This window comes from Variovorax sp. RO1, assembly GCF_002849325.1.
GTDB lineage: Bacteria > Pseudomonadota > Gammaproteobacteria > Burkholderiales > Burkholderiaceae_C > Variovorax.
On record NZ_PKMT01000007.1, the window covers coordinates 275936 to 298887 of the forward strand.

Here is a 22952-nt window from a genome sequence, read left to right on the forward strand (position 1 = left end):
CCCGCTCCGCCTTCTCGGCGTGCGGGCGTTCAGGCCGAGGCCCGGAGCGGTCAGAGCACCGCGTCGGCCGGCTGGCGCAGCAGCATGGCCAGCGTGCTGGCGATGGTCTTGCGCAGTTCGCGGCGGTCGCTGATGAAGTCGATCGCGCCCTTGGTCTGCAGGAACTCGGCGCGCTGGAAGCCTTCGGGCAGGGTCACGCGCACGGTCGATTCGATCACGCGCGGGCCGGCAAAGCCGATCAGCGCCTTGGGCTCGGCAATCACCACGTCACCCACGAAGGCGAAGCCGGCGCTCACGCCGCCCATGGTCGGGTCGGTCAGCACGCTGATGTAGGGCAGGCCCTTCTTCGCCAGGCGCGTGAGCGCGGCGTTGGTCTTGGCCATCTGCATCAGCGAGAGCAGGCCTTCCTGCATGCGCGCGCCGCCGGTGGCGGTGAAGCAGATGAAGGGCACCTTCTGCTCGATGGCGGTCTCGACGCCGCGCACGAAGCGCTCGCCGACCACGCTGCCCATCGAGCCGCCCATGAACTCGAATTCGAAGCAGGCCACGACCACGCTGATGCTGTGGACGGAGCCGCCCAGCACGACCAGCGCGTCGGTCTCGCCGGTGTTCTCCAGGGCTTCTTTCAGGCGCTCGGGGTACTTGCGGCTGTCCTTGAACTTCAGGGCATCGACCGGCAGCACTTCCTGGCCGACTTCATAGCGGCCTTCGGCGTCCAGGAAGGCATCCAGGCGCGCGCGGGCGCCGATGCGGTGGTGGTGGCTGCAGCTCGGGCAGACGTTCTGGTTGTGCTCGAGGTCGGTCTTGTACAGAACGGTCTCGCAGGCCGGGCATTTGATCCACAGGCCCTCGGGCACCTGGCGGCGCTCGGACGGGTCGGTTTGTGCGATCTTGGCGGGTAGCAGTTTTTCAAGCCAGCTCATGGGGGCTCCTTGTGAGGGCAGTGATTATCGACCAGCCGCGTTCTTGGCTGTGGCAGCCGGCAGGGCGTCGAGCGCCTCGCGGATGCCGGCCAGGAATTCGCGCACCGTGGGCACCACGTTTTCGCGGGGCTGGTCTTCGATGAGTTGAATGATCTTGGTGCCGATGACCACGGCGTCCGCCGCCGAGCCGATGGCCTGCGCCGTGCGCGCGTCGCGGATGCCGAAGCCCACGCCGACCGGAATGCTCACGTGCTCGCGGATGCGCGGGATCATGCGTCCGACCGCCTCGGTGTCGAGGTGGCCGGCACCGGTCACGCCCTTGAGCGACACGTAGTACACGTAGCCGCTCGCGATGCGCGCCACCTGCGCCATGCGCTCGGCGGTGCTGGTGGGGGCCAGCAGGAAGATCAGGTCGATGCCGGCGGCCTTCAGGTCGGCGGCGAAGTCCTCGCATTCTTCGGGCGGGTAGTCGACGACCAGCAGGCCATCGACGCCGGCCGCAGACGCGTCGCGGATGAAGGCCTTCTTGCCGTGCACGAGGTCGTAGCGCTCGACCGGGTTGGCGTAGCCCATGAGCACGACCGGCGTGGTCGTGTCCTGGGCGCGGAACGCGGCCACCATGGCGAGCACCTGCTTCATGCCGACACCCAGCGCCAGCGCGCCCTCGCCGGCCTTCTGGATCACGGGGCCGTCGGCCATCGGGTCAGAGAAGGGCACGCCCAGCTCGATCACGTCGGCACCGGCCTCGACCATGCCGTGCATGAGTTCGGGCGTGATGTCGGCGAAGGGGAAGCCGGCGGTGACGTAGGGGATCAACGCGCGACGGCCTTGCGTTTGCAGGGCCTGGAACTTGGCGGCAATGCGGCTCATCACTTGCCTCCCTTCACGCTCAGACCGCGCATCGAGGGCCGGTCGTAGAAATCGACACCCGACAGGTCGGCGACAGTGCCGATGTCCTTGTCGCCGCGGCCCGAGAGGTTCACGAGGATCGACTGGTCGGGGCGCATGGTCTTGGCGAGCTTCATGGCGTAGGCCATGGCATGGCTGGATTCGAGCGCGGGAATGATGCCCTCCGTGCGGCACAGGTAGTGGAAGGCTTCGAGCGCTTCCATGTCGGTGATGCCGACGTACTCGGCGCGGCCGATGTCGGCCAGGTAGGCGTGCTCGGGGCCCACACCCGGGTAGTCGAGGCCGGCGCTGATGCTGTGTGTTTCGGTGATCTGGCCGTCGTCGTTCTGCAGCAGGTAGGTGCGGTTGCCGTGCAGCACGCCGGGGCTGCCGCGCAGGATCGAGGCGGCGTGCTTGCCGCTGTCCAGGCCTTCGCCGGCCGCTTCCACGCCGATGAGGCGCGTGCCCGCGAACGGAATGTAGGGATGGAAGATGCCGATCGCATTGCTGCCGCCGCCCACGCAGGCGACCACCACATCGGGCTGCTTGCCCTCGGCTTCACCGGTGATGCCGTTGGCCGCGAGCATGGCAGGCATCTGGTCGACGCACTCGGTGCCGATCACGCTCTGGAAGTCGCGCACCATCGTCGGGTAGGGGTGCGGGCCCGCTACCGTGCCGATGATGTAGAAGGTGTTTTCCACGTTCGTGACCCAGTCGCGCATGGCCTCGTTGAGCGCGTCCTTCAGCGTCTTGCTGCCGGATTCGACGGGCACGACGGTCGCGCCCAGCAGGTTCATGCGGTAGACGTTGGGGCTCTGGCGCTTCACGTCCTGGCTGCCCATGTAGACCACGCATTCGAGGCCGTAGCGCGCGCAGATGGTGGCGGTGGCCACGCCGTGCTGGCCGGCGCCGGTCTCGGCGATCACGCGGGGCTTGCCCATGCGGCGCGCGAGCATCGCCTGGCCGATCACGTTGTTGATCTTGTGCGCGCCGGTGTGGTTCAGGTCTTCGCGCTTCAGGTAGATCTGCGCGCCGCCCATTTCGCGGCTGGTGCGCGCGGCGTGGTAGATCGGCGAGGGGCGACCGACGAAGTGCTTCAGCTCGTAGTGGAACTCGGCCAAAAAGGCCGGGTCGTCCTTGAACTTGGCATACGCGTCGCGCAGCTCGTTGATCGCGTGGGTGAGCGTTTCACTCGCGAAGGTGCCGCCGTAGGGGCCGAAGTGGCCGCTGGCGTCGGGTTGCTGGTAGTCCTGGAATTGGCTTTGCATGGTTCTCGATCGATGGGCCGCGGCCCGAATCGCGATCGGGTGCGGCGGCTAACTGGAGAAGGACGAAGCGTCGGCTGCCGAGGCTTTGACCGTGTTCACCGCATCTGCGGCTCTCACGGCGGCGACGAATGCCCGGATCTTTCCGGCGTCCTTGAGGCCCTTGTGCCCGGGACCGTCGATTTCGACGCCCGAACTCACATCAACGGACAGCGTCTTGCAGCGCGTCCGCAGGCTGTGAATGCCATCGCTCACGTTTGCAGGTGTGAGCCCACCACTCAAGACGAGGTGAGCGTCGACGGCGGGTGGAAGAAGTGACCAATCGAAAGCCTTGCCGCCTCCGCCATAACCTTCGACATGGGCGTCGAGCAGGATGGCCTGGGCGTGGGAGTAATCGGACGCGTATTTTACGAGGTCGAAGCCGGCCCCGGCTGCACCGAGCGGAATCCGGGCGGCGCGCAGGTAACGAAAGCGTCCCGGGCCGGTGGCTTCCTCGCACTGCTCAGGCGTCTCTTCGCCATGGAACTGCGCCATGGCGCCCGGCACACGGGCCAGCGATGCTATGACTTCGGGAGCATCCGCGTTCACGAACAGCAGCACCGGCGTGATGAAGGGCGGCAGGCGCGAGGCCAGTTCGGCGGCGCGCTCGGCGCTCACGGCGCGCGGGCTCTTCGGGTACAGCACGAAACCGATCGCGTCGGCGCCGGCTGCCACCGCCGCGTCCACGTCGGCCTCACGCGTGAGGCCACAGATCTTGATGCGGGTGCGTGGGGCGAGGGAGGCGGGGGATGTCATGGCGGGCCATCATACGAAGCCCGCTCGCCCTGGAACGTGGCCTCGGCCGGCAGACCCCACTTGGCGTCGTACAACGGGCCGAGGAAGTACAGGCCGTCGGCGGAGAAGGTGGGCGCCGCGACCTTGCGGCTGCGCGCCTCGAGCACCTCGGTGATCCATTCGGGCCGCTCGTCACCGCGGCCGATGCGCACGAGGCTGCCCATCAGGTTGCGGATCATGTGGTGCAGGAAGGCGTCGGCCTCGAATTCGAAGTGCCAGCGACAGCGCTCGCCGTCGCCCACGCGCGAAATCTCGAGGCGCCGCAGGTCCTTGACCGGCGAGAGGGCCTGGCAGGCGGAGGCGCGGAACGAGCTGAAGTCGTGCCGGCCCACCAGCAGCGCCGCCGCGGCGCGCATCGCATCGCCGTCGAGCGGGTACATCGACCAGCCGACCCGGCCCGCATCGAGGCTGGGCCGCACGGGCGATTGCGAGAGCACGTAGACGTAGCGGCGCGCCAGGGCGCTGGCGCGGCAATGGAATTCGGCGGGCACCGGGTGCGCCCACTGCACCGCGATGTCGTCGGGCAGGTAGCGGTTGGTGCCGCGCGTCCAGGAGAACGGGTCGCGCTTGATGTCGGTGTCGAAGTGCACCACCTGCATGAGCCCGTGCACGCCGGCGTCGGTGCGGCCGGCGCACAGCGTGCTGACCTTGCTGCCGGAGGGCAGCCCGGCGAACTTCGCGAGGGCTGCTTCGAGCTTGTCTTGTACCGTGCGGCCCGAGCGCTGGCTCTGCCAGCCCTCGTATGCCTGGCCGTTGTAGCGGATGCCGAGTGCCAGCCTCACGAAGCGATCAGAAGGGCAGTCGGCAACCGGCTCAGCGCAGTTCGGCGAGCAGTTGCTTGGCTTGCGACTTGAGGTCGCCAGCGCTTTCGGCTTCGACTTCCTCGACCAGCGAACGCGCGCCTTCGACGTCGCCGATGGCCTGCAGTTCACGGGCCAGCGAGAGCTTCACGGCGTGCGGGTTGTCGTCGCCGTCGTCGTCCAGTGCGGACGGCGAGGTGGCCACAGCCGCAGAACGCGGTGCTTCGGAAGCCGCAGAGCGGGCCGGCAGGCCGGCGAGGGCGCTCATGTCGAACTCGATGAAGCCCGAGTCGGCGGGCAGCGTGTCGCGCAGCATGGCCGGGCGGGTGTTGTGCTCCGCGTCGTTCAGCGACGAGGGGCGTGTGTGCGCCGTCAGTGCGCCGGGGGCCGTGTCGAAATCGTTTTCGAGATCGACAGGTGCTGCGGCGTGGCCGTTGCTCAGCGGAGCCGGTGCGGCCGTCGGCGCGTAGACCGACTTCGGCAGGCTGGCGCCCACGGGGGCAGGCGCCGGTGCGGGCGGCTGGGTCAGGTCGAGGTCGAAGTCCAGCGGTGCGACCGAGGGCATGAAGGCCGGCGGGGCCGACGCGACGGGCGGTGCGGCGGGGGGCGGCGGTGCCACGACGGGGGCGGCGGCCGGCTTGGCAGCGGCTGCCAATGCGCCGGCGAACGCGGCGGTTTCGGCCTGGCTGGCGCCACGCGCGGTGCCCGTGCCCGATTCGTACAGCGGGTTGCCTGGATCGAGGTCCTTGCCCATGTCGACCACGCGGTTCCATTCGGAGCCTGCGCCGTTGGTCAGCTTGTGCACTTCGGTGGCGAGGCCGTCGAAGGCGCGCACGTCGCGGCGCTTGGCGTGGATTTCGAGCAGCTTGAGGTGGATCGCGGTGCGGTCCGGGTTCAGGCGCAGCGCTTCGCGCAGGATTTCCTCGGCCTGCAGGTCGCGGCCGTAAGCCAGGTACACGTCGGCTTCAGCGACCGGGTCGACATCGCCCGCATCGAGCTGGCTCGGCGAGTACGACAGCGACGACACGGTGGAGTCGCCGCGGTTCTTGGTGTCGACCGATTCGCCGCCGCTGGCGCCGAAGAACGAGTCCTTGGGAATGCGGCTCTCGAGGAACACGCTTTCGCTCATCTCTTCGCGACGGCGGCCCAGCACGCGGTACAGCAGGAAGCCGATCAGCAGCGCGATCAGCGCGGCGCCGGCGAGCATCAGTGGGTTGTCGAGCAGTTCGTCGAGGAAGCTGCGCTCCGGCGGGGGCGGCGGCGGAGCGGCCTTCACCACAGGCTTGGGCGCGACGACGGGGGCTGCGGCGGCCGCGGCACTGGCAGCGGCTGCCACGGGGAGGGCGGCCGCGTCTGTGGCGGACGGTGCGGCTGCTGCAGCGGGTGCAGCAGCAGAGGCAGCGGCGACAGGGGCCGTTGCCGCGGGAGCGGCTGGTGCAGCGACCGGAGCTGGCGTTGCCGGTGCGGTGGCAGCGGCTGCAGGTGCTGCGACGGGCGCAGGACCGGCCGTGACCGCCGGCGACGGCGTCGTGGCACCGGTCAGCGGCGCGGGAACGGCGATGCCGGGCGTGGTGGCGGCCGGCGCTGCGGGCGCGGCGGCAGCAGCGGACGATCCGGCGGTGCCGGTGCCCGCACCAGCCTTGAGCTTGTTCAGCTCGTTGATGTTCTTCGCGAGTTCGGCGACGCGGTTGCTGCTGTCCTGCGCCTGACGGGCCTGTGCGACCTTTTCGTCAGCGGCGCGTGCGGCGGCGTTGCCTTGCGACACCGTGAGCTTGTCGGGTGCGCTGGCGGCGGCATTGCGGTCTTCCACGCTGGCCTGCAGCTTGCCCGAGGCCTGGCGGCTCGCGGCGGCCACGTTGGTGGTCGGGGCGTTTTCGGCGAGGCGCTGGCGGTAGCTGCCGAAGTCGCGGCTTTGCGCGGTGATCGTGCGGCGCGCGTCGGCGGCCGGCACGGCGCTCGCTGCGGCGGCGTTCGGCAGGTCGAGCACGGCACCGGCCTTCATCCGGTTGACGTTGCCGCCGACGAAGGCGTCGGGGTTGGCGTTCAGCAGCGCGACCAGCATCTGGTCGAGCGACACATCGGCGGGCTTGTGGGCGGAGGCGATCTTGCCGGCGGTGTCGCCACGGCGCGTTGTGACTTGCTCGCCACTGCCGCCACTGGGCGCGGCGACGGCGGCACGTGCCGGCGCAGGAGCCGGTGCGGCAGCAGGGGCCGGCGCAGCCGCAGCGGGTGCGGGCGTTGCGGCAACTGCAGGCGCGGGCTCACGGCGCACGCGCGGGGCCGGCGCGGGGCGCTCGACCGGCGTGGCGATCTGCGGCGCGATGGGCGTTACCGGGGTGGCTGCCGCCTGGCGCGTGGCCGGCGGATCGAGCAGCACGGTGTAGTCGCGCACGATGCGGCCCGAGGCGCCATTGGCTTCGAGCAGCAGGTCGATGAAGGGGTCGTTGAGCGGGCGGTTGCCGGCCAGGCGCACGACGTACTGACCGCCGGCGCGGCGTTGCAGCGTGGCTTTCACGTCGCCCAGGGCCGCGTTGTACGGGATGCCCGCGTTCTTGAAGGCTTCGGCCGTGGCGATGTTGATCTTCAGGCCTTCCGCTTCATTGGCGGCCATTTCGGTGACATCGATCTCGGCGCGCAAGGGTTCGCCCAGTGCCGACTGCACCCGCAGCGGCCCGAGCGCGAAAGCGCTGGCGTCAGGGCTGGCGAGCCCCAGCGTCAGGGCGGCGGCAGCGCCCAGGATGGAAAGGCGCCAGCCATTTGACGGCAGGGCGGGGCGGGCGGCCGAAGGGCGGGCCGCGGGCAACAGATGTCTTGTCATGCTGATAGGGGCGGCTCAGGCCCTGAATTTGTAAGAGGACGTTAGCATCATCAACATGCACTGACAAGGCAATGCGCCTGATCTACCCAGTGCGCGCATACTTCCGATGACATCCTGTGTTGCCTTTCGGCAACATTTTTGTATTTCAAGGCCCTGAGCAACCCGCATCAGGCTTCGAGCAGGATGCGCAGCATGCGGCGCAGCGGTTCGGCCGCGCCCCACAGCAGCTGGTCGCCGATGGTGAAGGCACCGACGTACTCGGGGCCCATCGCCAGCTTGCGGATGCGGCCGACCGGGATGTCCATGGTGCCCGTCACGGCCACCGGCGTCAGGTCCTTGACCGTGGCTTCGCGCGTGTTCGGCACGACCTTGGCCCAGGGGTTGTCGGCGGCGATCATCGCTTCGATGTCGGCCACCGGCACGTCCTTCTTGAGCTTGAAGGTCAGCGCCTGGCTGTGGCAGCGCATGGCGCCGATGCGCACGCAGAAGCCGTCGACCGGCGTGGCGGCGGTGCCGAAGCCCGCGCCCTGGCCGAGGATCTTGTTGGTCTCGGCGCCGCCCTTCCACTCTTCCTTGGACATGCCGTCGCCCAGGTCCTTGTCGATCCAGGGAATCAGCGAGCCGCCCAGCGGCGCGCCGAAGTTGGCGATTTCGGAGGCGCTCAGGTTCTGCTGCTTGTGCAGCACCTTGCGGTCGATCTCGAGGATGGCCGACTTCGGGTCGTCGAGCAGGGCGCGCACTTCGGCGTTCAGCGTGCCGAACTGGGTCAGCAGCTCGCGCATGTGCTGCGCGCCGCCGCCCGAGGCTGCCTGGTAGGTCATGCTGGTCATCCACTCGACCAGGCCGGCCTTGTAGAGGGCGCCCACGCCCATGAGCATGCAGCTCACGGTGCAGTTGCCGCCGACCCAGTTCTTGCCGCCCTTGGCGAGCGCGTTCTGGATCACGGGCAGGTTGACGGGGTCGAGCACGATGATCGCGTCATCGTTCATGCGCAGCGTGGAGGCCGCGTCGATCCAGTGGCCGTTCCAACCGGCGGCGCGCAGCTTGGGGAACACCTCGCTGGTGTAGTCGCCGCCCTGGCAGGTGATGACGATGTCGCACTTCTTCAGTGCCTCGATGTCGTTCGCATCCTTCAACGCGGTTTCGTTCTTGGCCATCGCCGGGGCCTTGCCGCCGGCGTTGGAGGTCGAGAAGAAGACCGGCTCGATGAGGCCGAAGTCGCCTTCGGCCTGCATGCGGTCCATGAGGACCGAGCCGACCATGCCGCGCCAGCCTACGAGGCCGACCAGAGGTTGCTTGGATGCGTTCGCCATTTCAGTTTGCCCTTAGTGAAGAAAGAAAAAATCAGTCTTTTTTGCCCCCGACTCGTCGGCCGGGGGAGGGCGTGACGAAGCGGGCTGCGGTTAGCCGGTAATCGTCTTTTTGGTGATGGCTGCTACGACCGCGTCGCCCATTTCGCGGGTGCCGACGCGCTTCGTGCCTTCGGACCAGATGTCGCCCGTGCGCAGCCCGGAGGCGAGCACGTGCTTGACCGCCGACTCGATACGGTCGGCAGCTTCGGGTTGGTTCAGGGAGAAGCGGAGCATCATGGCAGCGGACAGGATTGTAGCCAAAGGATTGGCAACCCCTTTGCCAGCAATGTCGGGGGCGCTGCCGTGGCTGGGCTCGTACAGGCCCTGGTTGCTCGCATTGAGCGAGGCCGAGGGCAGCATGCCGATGGAGCCGGTGAGCATCGCGGCCTCGTCCGAGAGGATGTCGCCGAACATGTTGCCGGTGACCACCACGTCGAACTTCTTGGGCGCCTTCACGAGCTGCATGGCCGCGTTGTCGACGTACATGTGGTCGAGCTCGACGTCCGGATATTCCTTGCCGACCTCGGTCACGATGTCCTTCCAGAACTGGAAGGTCTCCAGCACGTTGGCCTTGTCCACGCTGGTCACGCGCTTGCTGCGCTTGCGGGCCGCTTCGAAGGCGACGCGTGCGATGCGCTCGACCTCGGGGCGCGAGTAGCGCATCGTGTCGAAGGCTTCTTCAGCGCCGGGGAAGTGGCCGTCGGTGGCGATGCGGCGGCCGCGCGGCTGGCCGAAGTAGATGTCGCCGGTGAGCTCGCGGATGATGAGGATGTCCAGGCCCGCGATCAGCTCGGGCTTCAGGCTCGAGGCGTCCACCAGCTGCTCGTAGCAGATGGCCGGACGGAAGTTCGCGAACAAGCCCAGGTTCTTGCGCAGCCCCAGGATGGCCTGCTCGGGACGCAGCGGGCGGTCGAGCTTGTCGTACTTCCAGTCGCCGACCGCGCCGAACAGCACCGCGTCCGATTCCTTCGCGAGCTTGAGCGTCGACTCGGGCAGCGGGTGGCCGTGTGCCTCGTAGGCCGCACCGCCGACCAGCGCCGACTCCATCTCGAACTTCAGGTCGAGGACTTCGAGCACCCTGACGGCTTCCGCCACGATTTCGGTGCCGATGCCGTCACCCGGGAGAACTGCGATTTTCATAAGTTGGTCTGAGGTTTTTTGAAAACAGAAATGCGGTGAGCGATCACGAGATCATCGTGTGTGCGAGCCAGGGCTTCTGCGCCAGGCGCTCGGTCTCGAAGGCCTTGATCTTGTCCTTGTGGCGCAGCGTCAGGCCGATGTCGTCCAGCCCGTTGATCAGGCAGTACTTGCGGAAAGCCTGCACGTCGAACGCGAGCTCGCCTCCGTCGGGCTTCACGACCACCTGGCGCTCCAGGTCGATGGTCAGCGCGTAGCCGGGGAACGCCAGCGCTTCATCGAACAACTGGGCCACTTGCGCCTCGGACAGCACGATCGGCAGCAGGCCGTTCTTGAAGCTGTTGTTGAAGAAGATGTCGGCGTAGCTTGGCGCGATGATCGCGCGAAAGCCGTACTGGTCGAGCGCCCACGGCGCGTGCTCGCGCGACGAGCCGCAGCCGAAGTTCTTGCGCGCCAGCAGCACCGAGGCGCCCGCGTAGCGCGGCTGGTTCAGCACGAAGTCGGGGTTCGGCTTGCGGCTGGCCGGGTCCTGGCCCGGAAAGCCGGCGTCCAGGTAGCGCCACTCGTCGAACAGGTTCACGCCGAAGCCAGTCTTCTTGATCGACTTGAGGAACTGCTTGGGAATGATCGCGTCGGTGTCGACGTTCTCGCGGTCCATGGGGGCCACGAGGCCCTTGTGCACGGTGAATTTCTGCATGTGAATCTCTCTGGGTTCAGGCGAACGTACGGACGTCGACGAAATGGCCGTGCACGGCGGCAGCCGCGGCCATCGCGGGGCTCACGAGGTGGGTGCGGCCACCGGCGCCCTGGCGGCCTTCGAAGTTGCGGTTGCTGGTCGATGCGCAGCGTTCGCCGGGCTCGAGCCGGTCGGCGTTCATCGCCAGGCACATCGAGCAGCCGGGCTCGCGCCATTCGAAGCCCGCGGCCTTGAAGATCAGGTCGAGGCCTTCGCGCTCGGCCTGTTCCTTCACCACGCCCGAGCCGGGCACGACCATCGCGAGCTTCACGTTCTTCGCGACCTTCTGGCCGAGCTTCTTCACCACGGCGGCGGCTTCGCGCATGTCCTCGATGCGGCTGTTGGTGCACGAGCCGATGAACACCTTGTCGATGAAGATGTCGTTCATGGCCTTGTTGGGCTCCAGACCCATGTAGACCAGTGCGCGCTCGATGGCGCCGCGCTTGCTCGCATCCTTTTCCTTGTCGGGATCGGGCACGCGGCCGTTGATGTCGACCACCATTTCGGGCGAGGTGCCCCAGGTGACCTGCGGCGGGATCTGCGCGGCGTCGAGCTCGACCACGGCGTCGAAGGCCGCGCCCGGGTCGGACTGCAGCGTGCGCCAGTAGCTCACGGCCTGGTCCCATTCGACGCCGCTGGGCGCGAGCGGGCGGCCCTTCACGTAGGTGATGGTCTTCTCGTCGACTGCCACCAGCCCGGCGCGCGCGCCGGCTTCGATGGCCATGTTGCAGACCGTCATGCGGCCTTCCATGCTCAGGTCGCGAATGGCCGAGCCGGCGAATTCGATCGTGTAGCCCGTGCCGCCGGCGGTGCCGATCTTGCCGATGATGGCCAGCACGATGTCCTTGGCCGTGCAGCCCAAGGGCAGCTTGCCTTCGACCTTCACGAGCATGTTCTTGGCCTTCTTGCCCAGCAGCGTCTGCGTGGCCATCACGTGCTCGACCTCGCTGGTGCCGATGCCGTGCGCCAGCGCGCCGAACGCGCCGTGCGTGGAGGTGTGCGAGTCGCCGCAGACCACCGTCATGCCCGGCAGCGTCGCGCCGCTTTCCGGGCCGATCACGTGCACGATGCCCTGGCGCTTGCTCAGGAACGGGAAGAACGCGGCGGCGCCGAACTCGGCGATGTTGTGGTCGAGCGTGGTGACCTGCTCCTTGCTGGTCGGGTCGGCAATGCCTTCGTAGCCGAGCTCCCAGCCGGTGGTCGGCGTGTTGTGGTCGGCGGTGGCCACCACCGAGCTGATGCGCCACAGCTTGCGGCCGGCTTCGCGCAGGCCTTCGAAGGCTTGCGGGCTGGTCACTTCGTGCACCAGGTGGCGGTCGATGTAGAGGATCGCGGTGCCGTCTTCCTCGGTGTGGACGACGTGTTCGTCCCAGATCTTGTCGTAGAGCGTGCGTGCCATGTCGGTCTCTTCTTTCGTGGGGAAATGGATTGTCTGTCGATGCGGTCTAGGCCGCGAGTCGTTCGGTGGCGTCGGCCGAATCGGCCGCCGCGTGCAGGTGGTTCACCAGCGTGCGCGCTGCCACGGGCAGGGTGGAGAAGTCGCGCGCCACCAGCCGGATTTCGCGCGCGGCCCAGGCGTCGTTGAGCGTCACGCTTACGAGGCCCCGGCCGATGCCGTTGTGCATGAGTTCGAAGGCGCGCTGCGGCATCACGCCGATGCCCAGACCGTTTTCGATCATCCGGCACATGGCGTCCAGGCCCGTGACGTGGATGCGCAGCTTCACGCTGCGGCCGGCGCGGAGCGCCGCTTCGTGCATCGCCACGTAGATCGAACTGTTGGTGTGCAGGCCGACGTGGTCGAAGGCCAGCGAGTCGATGAAATCGATCGCGTCCTGCGCGGCCAGCGCGTGTCCCTCGGGAACGATCAGCGCGAGGCGGTCGTGCCGGTAAGAAAGGCTCTGCAACTCGCCCGCGCCGCCGGCCACGTGGCACACGCCGAGGTCGGCCGCGCCTTCCTGCACCGCGCGGATCACTTCGCTGCTCAGGTGCTCCTCGAGGTCGATCTTGATGGCCTCGTGCGCGCGCGAGAACACGCCCAGGTCTTCCGGCAGGAACTGCACGATGGCCGAGATGTTGGCGTGCACCCGCACGTGGCCGCGCACGCCGTCGGCGTATTCGCTGAGCTCGCCCTGCATCTTCTCGAGGCTGTAGAGCACCGAGCGGGCGTGGTGCAGCAGGCTTTCGCCGGCCGGCGTGAGGTCGACGCCGCGCGCATGGCGATAAAGCAGGGCGGTGCCGAGCGTGGCTTCCAGGTCGGACAACCGTTTGCTCACGGCCGAGGCCGCAATGAACTCGCGCTCCGCCGCGCGCCCGATGCTGCCCAGCTCGCACGCGGCCACGAACAGCTGCAGCGACGTGAGGTCGATGCGGCGGGCGAAGTTGCGTTCGGATGTGCTCATGGGGGCTTGGGCATCGCGTTTTGCGATGAGTTGGCTATTTTCTTCCTGTTTTTAAGCCATTGCCATCGCGATGCGCGATGACCTCGCTGCCGGCTGGCGAGGAGGGGCATGCCGAACGGGCAATAAAAAAGCTGCCCGGAGGCAGCTTTTTCAGGGAGCGGAGGTCCGCAGTCGATCAGCGGGCCGAGATCGGCTTCACGTCACGCTTGGGCGAGCCTTCGAACAGCTGGCGCGGGCGGCCGATCTTGTACTCGGGGTCGCCGATCATTTCGTTCAGCTGGGCGATCCAGCCGACCGTGCGGGCCAGCGCGAAGATCGCGGTGAACAGCGGCACCGGGATGCCGATGGCGCGCTGCACGATGCCCGAGTAGAAGTCGACATTCGGGTACAGCTTGCGCGACACGAAGTACTCGTCTTCCAGGGCGATCTTTTCGAGTTCCTTGGCGAGCTTGAACAGCGGGTCGTTTTCCAGGCCCAGCTCGGTCAGCACTTCGTTGCAGGTTTCCTGCATCAGCTTGGCGCGCGGATCGTAGTTCTTGTACACGCGATGGCCGAAGCCCATCAGCTTGACGTTCGAGTTCTTGTCCTTGACCTTCTTGATGAACTCGCCGATCTTTTCCACGCCGCCTTCGCGCTGGATGTCGTACAGCATGTTCAGCGCCGCTTCGTTGGCTCCGCCATGGGCCGGGCCCCACAGGCACGCCACGCCGGCTGCAATGGCCGCGAAGGGGTTGGTGCCCGACGAGCCGCACAGGCGCACGGTCGAGGTCGAGGCGTTCTGCTCGTGGTCTGCGTGCAGGATGAAGATGCGGTCGAGCGCGCGCTCGAGCACCGGGTTCACCTTGTACTCTTCGCACGGCGTGGCGAACATCATGTGCAGGAAGTTGCCTGCATAGCTGAGTTCGTTCTTCGGGTACATGTACGGCTGGCCGACGGTGTACTTGTAGGCCATGGCCACGAGCGTGGGCATCTTCGCGATCAGGCGGATCGCGGCGATCTCGCGGTGCTCGGGATTGTTGATGTCCGTGCTGTCGTGATAGAAGGCCGACAGGGCGCCCACGAGGCCGGTCATGATGGCCATCGGGTGGGCATCACGGCGGAAGCCGCGCAGGAAGAACTGCATCTGCTCGTTGACCATCGTGTGGTTGGTCACGAGCTTGGTGAAGCTGGCCTTCTTGCCTGCGTCCGGCAGTTCACCGTACAGCAGCAGGTGGCAGGTCTCCATGAAGTCGCAGTTGGTCGCGAGCTGCTCGATGGGGTAGCCGCGATACAGCAGCTCGCCCTTGTCACCGTCGATGTAGGTGATGGCCGACTGGCAAGCGGCGGTCGACATGAAGCCCGGGTCGTACGTGAACATGCCGGTCTGTGCATACAGCTTGCGGATGTCGATCACGTCAGGGCCGATGGTGCCCTTGTAGATCGGCAGTTCGACGTTGTCGCCGCCATTGCTGAACGACAGCGTGGCCTTGGTATCGGATGCTTTCATTTCGGTTTACTTTCAGAGGAGGATTCAGGACGAAGGAGAGATTGCGGGACGCTGCGCGCCATCGGTACGCATCAGATGCAGCAATGCGACCACCTCGGCGCCGGCCCATTCGGGCTCGGGCTCCTTTCTGCGCAGCAAAAGGTCGAGGAGGTCGTTGTCCGACAGGTCCATCAATGTCTCCATCGCTCCCGCCTGACCGTTGGTCATGTGGGATTCGTGCCGCTCGAAGAAGCGGGCGATGAACAGGTCGTTCTCGAGCAGGCCGCGCCGGCAACGCCATTTCAGTTTGCTCAGCGCACGTTCGCTGAGCGGCTGCTGGAGTTCGTCGGCGGTTTGCATGGTGGTGTCTTGAAAGAAGGTCAGATGGCGCGACGCACCATCAGTTCCTTGATCTTGCCGATGGCCTTGGTGGGGTTCAGGTTCTTCGGGCACACGTCGACGCAGTTCATGATCGTGTGGCAGCGGAACAGGCGGTACGGGTCTTCCAGGTTGTCCAGGCGCTCGGCGGTGGCTTCGTCGCGGCTGTCGGCGATGAAGCGGTAGGCCTGCAGCAGGCCGGCCGGGCCCACGAACTTGTCGGGGTTCCACCAGAAGCTCGGGCAGCTCGTGGAGCAGCTCGCGCACAGGATGCACTCGTACAGGCCGTCGAGCTCTTCACGCTCTTCGGGCGACTGCAGGCGTTCCTTCTCGGGCGGCACGGTGTCGTTCTGCAGGTACGGCTTGATCGAGTTGTACTGCTTGAAGAACTGGGTCATGTCGACGATCAGGTCGCGGATGACGGGCAGGCCCGGCAGCGGCTTGAGCACGACGGTGCCCTTGAGCGTGTTCATGTTGGTCAGGCAGGCCAGACCGTTCTTGCCGTTGATGTTCATCGCGTCGGAACCGCAGACGCCTTCGCGGCACGAGCGGCGGAACGACAGCGTGGGATCCTGCGCCTTGAGCTTCATCAGGGCGTCCAGCAGCATGCGTTCGTGGCCGTCGAGTTCGACCTCGATCGTCTGCATGTAGGGCTTGGCGTCCTTGTCCGGGTCGTAGCGGTAGATCTGGAATGTGCGCTTCATCGTATGGACCTTGTAAATATTCTTAGAACGTGCGGACCTTGGGTGGCACGGATGCCACCGTCAGCGGCTGCAGCTTGACGGGCTTGTACGAGAGGCGGTTGTCCGCGCTGTACCAGAGCGTGTGCTTCATCCAGTTGGCGTCGTCGCGGCCCAGCGGTGCGACCGGGTCGTCTGCGGGACGCTCGTAGTCTTCCACCGTGTGGGCGCCGCGGCATTCCTTGCGGGCGGCGGCCGAAACCATGGTGGCCTGCGCCACTTCGATCAGGTTGTCGACTTCCAGCGCTTCGATGCGGGCGGTGTTGAACACCTTGGACTTGTCCTTCAGGCCGATGCTCTTGACGCGCTCGCGCACGGCGGCGATCTTGACCACGCCTTCGTCCATCGAGGCCTGCTTGCGGAACACGGCGGCATGCTGCTGCATGACGGCGCGGATCTCGCCGGCCACGTCCTGCGCGTACTCGCCGCCGGTGGCGGCTTCGAGTTCGTTGAGGCGCTGCAGGGTGCGGTCGGCCGCATCCTTGGGCAGTTCCTTGTGTTCCTTGAGCTTGTCGTTGAACTCGACGATGTGGTTGCCGGCCGCGCGGCCGAACACCAAGAGGTCGAGCAGCGAGTTGGTGCCCAGGCGGTTGGCGCCGTGCACGCTCACGCAGGAGCATTCGCCCACGGCGTAGAGGCCGTTCACGATGGCGCTGTTGTCTTCACCCTTCTGGATGACGACCTGGCCGTTGATGTTCGTCGGAATGCCGCCCATCTGGTAGTGGATGGTGGGCACCACCGGAATCGGTTCCTTGGTGACGTCGACGTTGGCGAAGTTGATGCCGATCTCGTAGACCGACGGCAGTCGCTTGTGGATGGTGTCGGCGCCGAGGTGGTCCAGCTTCATGTGGATGTAGTCCTTGTTGGGACCACAGCCACGGCCTTCCTTGATTTCCTGGTCCATCGAGCGCGACACGAAGTCGCGCGGTGCCAGGTCCTTCAGGGTAGGCGCGTAGCGCTCCATGAAGCGTTCGCCGTTGCTGTTCAGCAGGATGGCGCCTTCACCGCGGCAGCCTTCGGTCAGCAGCACGCCCGCGCCGGCCACGCCGGTGGGGTGGAATTGCCAGAACTCCATGTCCTGCAGCGGGATGCCCGAACGTGCGGCCATGCCCAGGCCGTCGCCGGTGTTGATGAACGCGTTGGTGGATGCACCGAAGATGCGGCCTGCGCCGCCGGTGGCCAGCAGCACGGTCTTGGCCTGCAGGATGTGCAGGTCGCCGGTTTCCATTTCGAGAGCGGTCACGCCGACCACATCGCCTTCGTCGTCGCGGATGAGGTCGAGCGCCATCCATTCGACGAAGAACTGGGTGCGGGCTTCCACGTTCTTCTGGTAGAGCGTGTGCAGCATCGCGTGGCCGGTGCGGTCGGCCGCGGCGCAGGCGCGTTGCACGGCCTTCTCGCCGTAGTTGGCGGTGTGGCCGCCGAACGGACGCTGGTAGATGGTGCCGTCGGGGTTGCGGTCGAAAGGCATGCCGAAGTGTTCGAGCTCGTACACGACCTTCGGGGCTTCACGGCACATGAACTCGATCGCGTCCTGGTCGCCGAGCCAGTCGGAACCCTTGATCGTGTCGTAGAAGTGGTAGTGCCAGTTGTCTTCGCTCATGTTGCCGAGCGAAGCGCCCACGCCGCCCTGGGCAGCGACGGTGTGCGAACGGGTCGGGAACACCTTGGAGAGCACGGCCACGTTGAGGCCGGCACGGGCGAGTTGCAGCGAGGCGCGCATGCCGGAGCCGCCGGCACCGACGATCACGACGTCGAACTTGCGCTTGGTGATGTTTTCTTTTGTGTAGGTCATGGTGGGTCAGATCTTCCAAAGCACTTGAATAGCCCAACCCGCACAACCGACAAGCCAGACGATGGTGAAAACTTGCAGCACGAGACGGATGGCGACAGGCTGGACGTAGTCCATCCACACGTCGCGCATGCCGACCCACACGTGATAGAGCAGGGCAACGATCACGGAGAAGGTCAGGACCTTCATCCACTGTGCGGCGAAGATGCCGGCCCACAGGTCGTAGCCGATGGGGCCGCGCGAGAAGACCACCTGCGCGAGCAGGATGATCGTGAAGAGCGCCATCAGGGCGCCGGTGATGCGTTGGCTGAGCCAGTCGCGCAGACCGTAATGTGCGCCGACGACGATGCGCTTGGAGCCGTAATTCACAGACATGGGGGGCTCCTTCTCAGTACAGGCCGAACAGCTTGGCGCCAAGCACCAGCGTGAGGATGATGCTTGCGGCCAGCGTGAAGATGGCCGAGCTGTGACCGAATTCCTTGGTCACGGCGGAGTGGCTCACGTCCATCCAGAGGTGACGCAGGCCGGCGATGAAGTGGTGCAGGTAGGCCCAGATGAGCGCCAGTGCGACGAGCTTGAAGAACCATCCCGGAGCGAAGCCGACGCCGATGTTGAAAACAGACTTGAATTTCGCGAACGAATAGTCAGATGACAGCGAGGTGTCGAACATCCAGATGATGAAGGGCATCAGCAGGAACATGATCACGCCGCTCACGCGGTGCAGGATCGACACGATGCCGGCCGGCGGCAGCCGGTAGGTCGTGAGATCGGTGAAGGCATTGATGTTCCGGAATTCGCGACGCGGCGGCCGGGGAGGAGTTGCAAGCTCTGTCATAGGGAGATGGCTTTCGTGGCTTTTGTGACTTGTTGGCTTGTTCTGAGAGCGAACGCTTTTGTTTCTTCTGCGGAATGCAAACAACGCAAAATTCTATTGCAATGCACCATCGCGCATCGGACGCACAGGAGTCAACGCACTGCGGCAGTCGGATGCTCGGGGCCCGAGGCTGCATTGCGCGGGCTGAGTGTGCGCGTTTGTGCCCGCGCGGGCGAGGTTCTTCGGCGCCATCGGATCAGCCCAGCTGGTTGCGGTAGTGGTGGGTGTCGGTGCGGTACAGGCCGCGTCGCAGTTCCATCGGCATGTCGTGGTACGTGTGCGCCACGCGCTCCACGCTCAGCAGCGGCATCTGCAGCGGCACGTCGAGCAGCTGGGCCTGTTCGGCATCGGGCAGCACGGCGCGGATCTTTTCTTCGGCGCGCACCATGCGCACGCCGAACTCGGTTTCGAACATCGCGTACATCGGGCCGGGCCAGGCGCGCAAGCGGTCGGCCGTGAGGCCCTTGAAGGGCGCGCCGGGCAGCCAGAGGTCTTCGAGAATGGTCGGCACGCCAGCGTAGGCGAGCACCCGGCGCACCTGCAGCACGGCGTCGCCGGTGCGCAGGCTCAGTGCCCGCGCCACGTCGGCCGAGGCGCGCAGGCGCTTGCAGTCGACGATGGTGCGCTCGGCCGGGCCTTCGGCGCTCGGGCTGCCGGCGTCGGGCACCAGCTTGAGAAAACGGTACTGCACATGCTGCTCGGCATGCGTGGCCACGAAGGTGCCCTTGCCCTGGCGGCGCACCACCAGGTTTTCGGCCGACAGTTCGTCGATCGCCTTGCGCACCGTGCCCTGGCTCACGCGGTACCGCACGGCCAGGTCCATCTCGCTGGGGATGGGCTCGCCCGGCTTCCACTCGCCGGCCTGCAGGCTCTGCAGGATCAGGGTCTTGATCTGCTGGTAGAGCGGACTGAAGGACGGCGTCGTGGGCTCGTCGAGGGTGGAGGGCGTGTTCATGGCAGCGGTGGGGTGCGCCGTGGCGGACCCCCAGAGGATATCTTATATAAGACATAAGACGGCCTTTGTCGATTCGGCTTAAAATGCGGGCCGGTCCCGCGCCGCGGGAAAGCTTCCCCCCGCAGGACCGCTGGCGCCCCACGAGAGCGCAGCCCCGTTTCACTACCTTCTGGAGTCTTCCCATGAGCAAAAAGCCTGTCCGCGTTGCCGTTACCGGTGCCGCCGGTCAAATCGGTTATGCCCTGTTGTTCCGTATCGCTTCTGGCGAAATGCTCGGCAAAGACCAGCCGGTCATCCTGCAACTGCTCGAAATCCCCGACGAGAAGGCCCAGAAGGCGCTCAAGGGCGTGATGATGGAGCTCGACGACTGCGCCTTCCCGCTGCTGGCCGGCATGGAAGCCCACGGCGACCCGATGACCGCCTTCAAGGACGCCGACTACGCCCTGCTGGTCGGCTCGCGCCCCCGCGGCCCCGGCATGGAACGCGCCGAGCTGCTGGCCGTCAACGGCGCCATCTTCACGGCACAAGGCAAGGCGCTGAACGCCGTGGCCTCGCGCAACGTGAAGGTGCTGGTCGTCGGCAACCCCGCCAACACCAACGCCTACATCGCCATGAAGTCGGCACCGGACCTGCCGCGCAAGAACTTCACCGCCATGCTGCGCCTGGACCACAACCGCGCTGCCAGCCAGATCGCCGCCAAGACCGGCAAGGCCGTGGCCGACATCGAGAAGCTCACCGTCTGGGGCAACCACTCGCCCACGATGTACGCCGACTACCGCTTTGCGACCATCAACGGCGAAAGCGTCGCCAAGATGATCAACGACCAGGAATGGAACGCCAACACCTTCCTGCCGACCGTCGGCAAGCGCGGCGCGGCCATCATCGAAGCCCGCGGCCTGTCGTCGGCTGCCTCGGCCGCCAACGCCGCCATCGACCACATGCGCGACTGGGCCCTGGGCACCAACGGCAAGTGGGTCACGATGGGCATCCCGTCGGACGGCCAGTACGGCATTCCGAAGGACGTGATGTTCGGCTTCCCGGTCACCTGCGAAAACGGTGAGTACAAGCTGGTCGAAGGTCTCGACATCGACGCATTCAGCCAGGAACGCATCAACAAGACGCTCGAAGAGCTCGAAGGCGAACGCGCCGGCGTCGCCCACCTGCTGTAAGTCAAGCCAACCCGCCCGCATGCTCGACTGGAACCCCGCGCTCTACCGTCGCTACGAGGACGAGCGCACCCGGCCCGCACAGGAACTCCTGGCGCGGGTCCCGCTTGCCGAGGCCGCCCATGTGGTCGACCTCGGATGCGGACCGGGCAATTCCACCGAGTTGCTGGCACATCGGTTCCCCTCGGCGCAAGTCACGGGCACCGACAACTCCGAAGCCATGCTGGTCAGCGCGCGCGAGCGGCTGCCGGCGGCACGCTTCGAGTGGAGCGACATCGCGACCTGGGCGCCGCGTGAAAAAGAAGCGCCCGATCTCATTTATGCCAACGCGTCCCTGCAATGGGTGCCGGATCACGAGACGCTGATCCCCCGCCTGTTCGACGCGCTGGCCCCGGGCGGCGTGCTCGCCGTCCAGATGCCCGACAACCGGCAAGAGCCCACGCACCGCCTGATGCGCGCGGTGGCTGCCGAAGCGCCCTGGGCCGAGCCTATTGGCGACGCCGACAAGCTGCGCACCTTGCTGTTGCCGCTCGGCGGCTACTACGACCTGCTGGCCGCGCGTGCGGCCCATGTCGATGTCTGGCACACCATCTACCAGCACCCGATGGCAGACGCCGCGGCTATCGTCGAATGGGTGCGCAGCACCGGGCTGAAGCCCTTCGTCGACCGGCTGCCGCCCGACCTGCAGGCGAGCTATCTCGCCGAATACGAACGCCGGGTGGCCGAGGCCTACCCGGTGCGCACCGACGGCAAGCGCCTGCTCGCTTTCCCGCGCATGTTCATCGTGGCACACAAGAAAAAAGACGCATGACCACCAAGAATGCCGCCCATCCCGCGGACGTGCTGCTCGGCGCACAGGCCGGCGCCGTGACCCTGCCGGTGTGCGACCACTACAGCGGTGTCGAAGCCCGCATGAAGAAGAGCCTCGCGCTCCAGGCCGAGATGGCCGAGGAGTTCGGCGCCTGCGTGTTCGACGTCACCCTCGACTGCGAAGACGGCGCCCCGGTCGGCGGCGAGGCGGAGCATGCCGCGCTCGTCACCGAGCTCGCGCTGGCCGCGAAGCCCGGCATGCGTGTCGGTGTGCGCGTGCACCCGGTCGATCACCCCGCCTTTGCCGGCGACGTGGTCACCATCGCCGGACGCGCCGGCGATCGCCTGAGCCACCTGATGGTGCCCAAGGTCGAATCCGTGGCCGATGTGTTGCAGGCTGTTGCCGCGCTCGACGCCGCCGATGCCGCCGCGCTGCCGCTGCACGTGCTCATCGAATCGCCCCTGGCGATCCACAACGCCTTCGAAATCGCCGCGCATCCGCGCGTGCAGTCGCTGAGCTTCGGTCTCATGGATTTCGTGTCGGCGCATGCCGGCGCCATTCCCGCCGACGGCATGGGCGCGGCGGGGCAGTTCAGCCACCCGTTGGTCGTGCGTGCCAAGCTGGCACTGGCCTCGGCCGCACATGCCTACGGCAAGGTGCCTTCGCATTGCGTGGTCACCGAGTTCAACGACATGGATGCGATGCGCGCCGCGGCCCGCAAGGCGGCCACCGAATTCGGTTACACGCGGATGTGGAGCATCCACCCGAACCAGATCCGTCCGATCCTCGAGGCCTTCGCGCCCGACGAGGCGCAGATTCAAATTGCCACAAAAATCATTACAAAAGCCGCAGACGCGGATTGGGCACCGACACAAATTGATGGCACATTGCACGACCGCGCGAGCTACCGCCACTTCTGGCAGGTCCTGACGCGTGCCCACGCAACAGGGCGCGCGTTGCCCTCCGAGGCGAAAGCCTGGTTTGCATCGCGGTCTCCTGAAACCCACTGAATCCAGCCTCAAGGAACCCCGCACATGAAGAAAATTGCACTGATCGCCGCCATTGCCCTGGCCCTGCCGTTCGCCGCCGTGGCCCAGAACGCCACCGCCACCAAGCCGGCCGCCGCCAAGTCCGAAGCCAAGAAGGCTCCGCCGAAGCGCCAGGTGACCCGCAAGGCCGCCAAGGCCGTCGAGGAAGTGACGCCGATCGCCGACGAGACCAACATCGTGCTCAACGACGCCGACCTGGCCGTGGCACAGCGCGTGTCCACCGGCAAGGCCCAGTGCGAACTCGGCGCCGACGTGACCGTGACGGCCGACGAGAAGAAGCCCGGCTTCTTCAACGTGACCACCAAGGGCCTGAAGTACCGCATGCACCCGGTCGAAAGCCGCACCGGCGCCATCCGCCTCGAAGACCCGCGTGCCGGCGCCATGTGGCTCCAGCTCGGCAACAAGTCGATGCTGATGAACCAGAAGGCCGGCCTGCGCATCGCCGACGAATGCCAGACCGCCGCCCAGGTCGCCTTCGCCGACGAAATGAAGAAGAACCCCCCGAAGGCCCTTTTCGAAGGTGCCGACGCAGCCAAGAAGTAAGAAGAGCACCGAACCCGGGGTGCGGCG

General features: G+C 66.6%; 22 protein-coding genes. 4 read left to right on the forward strand and 18 right to left on the reverse strand.

Translation table 11 applies throughout. From position 1 onward, the window contains the following. Positions 1-50: 50 nt before the first annotated feature. From accD to CY658_RS28225, 18 genes are all read right to left on the reverse strand, one after another. A complete protein-coding gene (gene accD / locus CY658_RS28140) occupies positions 51-923 on the reverse strand; it encodes an acetyl-CoA carboxylase, carboxyltransferase subunit beta (protein WP_101493314.1) in 873 nt (290 codons plus the stop codon). A gap of 24 nt (positions 924-947) precedes the next feature. Further along, positions 948-1793 (reverse strand): tryptophan synthase subunit alpha, encoded by an 846-nt coding sequence (trpA, locus tag CY658_RS28145; RefSeq protein WP_101493315.1) that lies wholly within the window; start codon positions 1791-1793, stop codon positions 948-950. Beyond that, the gene (gene trpB / locus CY658_RS28150) at positions 1793-3079 is read right to left on the reverse strand and encodes a tryptophan synthase subunit beta (RefSeq protein WP_101493316.1); all 1287 of its coding nucleotides are present in this window, start codon (positions 3077-3079) and stop codon (positions 1793-1795) included. The genes trpA and trpB overlap by 1 nt, the downstream gene beginning before the upstream one ends. A 48-nt stretch (positions 3080-3127) precedes the next feature. Beyond that, positions 3128-3871, reverse strand: a complete 744-nt coding sequence (locus CY658_RS28155; RefSeq protein ID WP_101493317.1) for a phosphoribosylanthranilate isomerase — start codon at positions 3869-3871, stop codon at positions 3128-3130. Then, a complete protein-coding gene (gene truA, locus CY658_RS28160; RefSeq protein WP_101493318.1) occupies positions 3868-4692 on the reverse strand; it encodes a tRNA pseudouridine(38-40) synthase TruA in 825 nt (274 codons plus the stop codon). Before truA ends, CY658_RS28155 begins: the two co-directional genes overlap by 4 nt. A 31-nt stretch (positions 4693-4723) precedes the next feature. Continuing rightward, positions 4724-7513, reverse strand: coding sequence for a FimV/HubP family polar landmark protein (locus tag CY658_RS28165; RefSeq protein ID WP_441351222.1), 2790 nt, complete (start codon positions 7511-7513; stop codon positions 4724-4726). Between the two features lie 182 nt (positions 7514-7695). Continuing rightward, positions 7696-8841, reverse strand: coding sequence for an aspartate-semialdehyde dehydrogenase (gene asd, locus CY658_RS28170; RefSeq protein ID WP_070062265.1), 1146 nt, complete (start codon positions 8839-8841; stop codon positions 7696-7698). A 90-nt stretch (positions 8842-8931) separates the two neighbouring features. Then, the gene (leuB, locus tag CY658_RS28175; RefSeq protein WP_101493320.1) at positions 8932-10020 is read right to left on the reverse strand and encodes a 3-isopropylmalate dehydrogenase; all 1089 of its coding nucleotides are present in this window, start codon (positions 10018-10020) and stop codon (positions 8932-8934) included. 43 nt (positions 10021-10063) lie between these two features. Next, positions 10064-10714, reverse strand: a complete 651-nt coding sequence (gene leuD / locus CY658_RS28180; RefSeq protein WP_101493321.1) for a 3-isopropylmalate dehydratase small subunit — start codon at positions 10712-10714, stop codon at positions 10064-10066. Between the two features lie 16 nt (positions 10715-10730). After that, entirely contained in the window at positions 10731-12152 is a 1422-nt protein-coding gene (gene leuC, locus CY658_RS28185) for a 3-isopropylmalate dehydratase large subunit (protein WP_101493322.1), read from the reverse strand. Positions 12153-12198: 46 nt separating this feature from the next. After that, positions 12199-13152, reverse strand: a complete 954-nt coding sequence (locus CY658_RS28190; protein WP_101493323.1) for a LysR substrate-binding domain-containing protein — start codon at positions 13150-13152, stop codon at positions 12199-12201. Positions 13153-13327: 175 nt separating this feature from the next. Then, positions 13328-14638 (reverse strand): citrate synthase, encoded by a 1311-nt coding sequence (gltA, locus tag CY658_RS28195; protein WP_062479703.1) that lies wholly within the window; start codon positions 14636-14638, stop codon positions 13328-13330. A 24-nt stretch (positions 14639-14662) separates the two neighbouring features. Beyond that, positions 14663-14977: an FAD assembly factor SdhE gene (locus CY658_RS28200; protein ID WP_099795593.1), complete on the reverse strand. Its 315-nt coding sequence runs from the start codon at positions 14975-14977 to the stop codon at positions 14663-14665. A 20-nt stretch (positions 14978-14997) separates the two neighbouring features. After that, a complete protein-coding gene (locus CY658_RS28205; protein WP_099795594.1) occupies positions 14998-15699 on the reverse strand; it encodes a succinate dehydrogenase iron-sulfur subunit in 702 nt (233 codons plus the stop codon). A gap of 22 nt (positions 15700-15721) precedes the next feature. Beyond that, complete coding sequence (gene sdhA, locus CY658_RS28210) at positions 15722-17530, reverse strand: succinate dehydrogenase flavoprotein subunit (RefSeq protein WP_099795595.1); 1809 nt, start codon at positions 17528-17530, stop codon at positions 15722-15724. A 6-nt stretch (positions 17531-17536) separates the two neighbouring features. Then, positions 17537-17902, reverse strand: coding sequence for a succinate dehydrogenase, hydrophobic membrane anchor protein (gene sdhD / locus CY658_RS28215; RefSeq protein WP_099795596.1), 366 nt, complete (start codon positions 17900-17902; stop codon positions 17537-17539). Positions 17903-17915: 13 nt separating this feature from the next. Beyond that, complete coding sequence (sdhC, locus tag CY658_RS28220) at positions 17916-18362, reverse strand: succinate dehydrogenase, cytochrome b556 subunit (RefSeq protein ID WP_101493324.1); 447 nt, start codon at positions 18360-18362, stop codon at positions 17916-17918. Positions 18363-18597: 235 nt separating this feature from the next. Continuing rightward, positions 18598-19356, reverse strand: a complete 759-nt coding sequence (locus tag CY658_RS28225) for a GntR family transcriptional regulator (protein ID WP_099795598.1) — start codon at positions 19354-19356, stop codon at positions 18598-18600. Between the two features lie 182 nt (positions 19357-19538). Here CY658_RS28225 and CY658_RS28230 point away from each other — a divergent pair, with 182 nt between their 5' ends. The 4 genes from CY658_RS28230 to CY658_RS28245 are packed head-to-tail and all read left to right on the forward strand — an operon-like array spanning position 19539 to position 22925. Next, complete coding sequence (locus CY658_RS28230; protein WP_093124159.1) at positions 19539-20525, forward strand: malate dehydrogenase; 987 nt, start codon at positions 19539-19541, stop codon at positions 20523-20525. Between the two features lie 19 nt (positions 20526-20544). After that, positions 20545-21333, forward strand: coding sequence for a trans-aconitate 2-methyltransferase (tam, locus tag CY658_RS28235; protein WP_101493325.1), 789 nt, complete (start codon positions 20545-20547; stop codon positions 21331-21333). Then, positions 21330-22343: an HpcH/HpaI aldolase/citrate lyase family protein gene (locus tag CY658_RS28240; RefSeq protein ID WP_101493326.1), complete on the forward strand. Its 1014-nt coding sequence runs from the start codon at positions 21330-21332 to the stop codon at positions 22341-22343. The genes tam and CY658_RS28240 overlap by 4 nt, the downstream gene beginning before the upstream one ends. A 24-nt stretch (positions 22344-22367) precedes the next feature. Next, entirely contained in the window at positions 22368-22925 is a 558-nt protein-coding gene (locus CY658_RS28245; RefSeq protein WP_101493327.1) for a hypothetical protein, read from the forward strand. Positions 22926-22952: the final 27 nt, after the last annotated feature.

Bases quoted from the DNA above. Each gene is read 5' to 3' on its own strand.
- accD (WP_101493314.1), bottom strand. From the start codon at position 923: ATGAGCTGGCTTGAAAAACTGCTACCCGCCAAGATCGCACAAACCGAC.
- trpA (WP_101493315.1), bottom strand. From the start codon at position 1,793: ATGAGCCGCATTGCCGCCAAGTTCCAGGCCCTGCAAACGCAAGGCCGT.
- trpB (WP_101493316.1), bottom strand. From the start codon at position 3,079: ATGCAAAGCCAATTCCAGGACTACCAGCAACCCGACGCCAGCGGCCAC.
- CY658_RS28155 (WP_101493317.1), bottom strand. From the start codon at position 3,871: ATGACATCCCCCGCCTCCCTCGCCCCACGCACCCGCATCAAGATCTGT.
- asd (WP_070062265.1), bottom strand. From the start codon at position 8,841: ATGGCGAACGCATCCAAGCAACCTCTGGTCGGCCTCGTAGGCTGGCGC.
- leuB (WP_101493320.1), bottom strand. From the start codon at position 10,020: ATGAAAATCGCAGTTCTCCCGGGTGACGGCATCGGCACCGAAATCGTG.
- leuD (WP_101493321.1), bottom strand. From the start codon at position 10,714: ATGCAGAAATTCACCGTGCACAAGGGCCTCGTGGCCCCCATGGACCGC.
- leuC (WP_101493322.1), bottom strand. From the start codon at position 12,152: ATGGCACGCACGCTCTACGACAAGATCTGGGACGAACACGTCGTCCAC.
- CY658_RS28190 (WP_101493323.1), bottom strand. From the start codon at position 13,152: ATGAGCACATCCGAACGCAACTTCGCCCGCCGCATCGACCTCACGTCG.
- gltA (WP_062479703.1), bottom strand. From the start codon at position 14,638: ATGAAAGCATCCGATACCAAGGCCACGCTGTCGTTCAGCAATGGCGGC.
- CY658_RS28200 (WP_099795593.1), bottom strand. From the start codon at position 14,977: ATGCAAACCGCCGACGAACTCCAGCAGCCGCTCAGCGAACGTGCGCTG.
- CY658_RS28205 (WP_099795594.1), bottom strand. From the start codon at position 15,699: ATGAAGCGCACATTCCAGATCTACCGCTACGACCCGGACAAGGACGCC.
- sdhA (WP_099795595.1), bottom strand. From the start codon at position 17,530: ATGACCTACACAAAAGAAAACATCACCAAGCGCAAGTTCGACGTCGTG.
- sdhD (WP_099795596.1), bottom strand. From the start codon at position 17,902: ATGTCTGTGAATTACGGCTCCAAGCGCATCGTCGTCGGCGCACATTAC.
- sdhC (WP_101493324.1), bottom strand. From the start codon at position 18,362: ATGACAGAGCTTGCAACTCCTCCCCGGCCGCCGCGTCGCGAATTCCGG.
- CY658_RS28225 (WP_099795598.1), bottom strand. From the start codon at position 19,356: ATGAACACGCCCTCCACCCTCGACGAGCCCACGACGCCGTCCTTCAGT.
- CY658_RS28230 (WP_093124159.1), top strand. From the start codon at position 19,539: ATGAGCAAAAAGCCTGTCCGCGTTGCCGTTACCGGTGCCGCCGGTCAA.
- tam (WP_101493325.1), top strand. From the start codon at position 20,545: ATGCTCGACTGGAACCCCGCGCTCTACCGTCGCTACGAGGACGAGCGC.
- CY658_RS28240 (WP_101493326.1), top strand. From the start codon at position 21,330: ATGACCACCAAGAATGCCGCCCATCCCGCGGACGTGCTGCTCGGCGCA.
- CY658_RS28245 (WP_101493327.1), top strand. From the start codon at position 22,368: ATGAAGAAAATTGCACTGATCGCCGCCATTGCCCTGGCCCTGCCGTTC.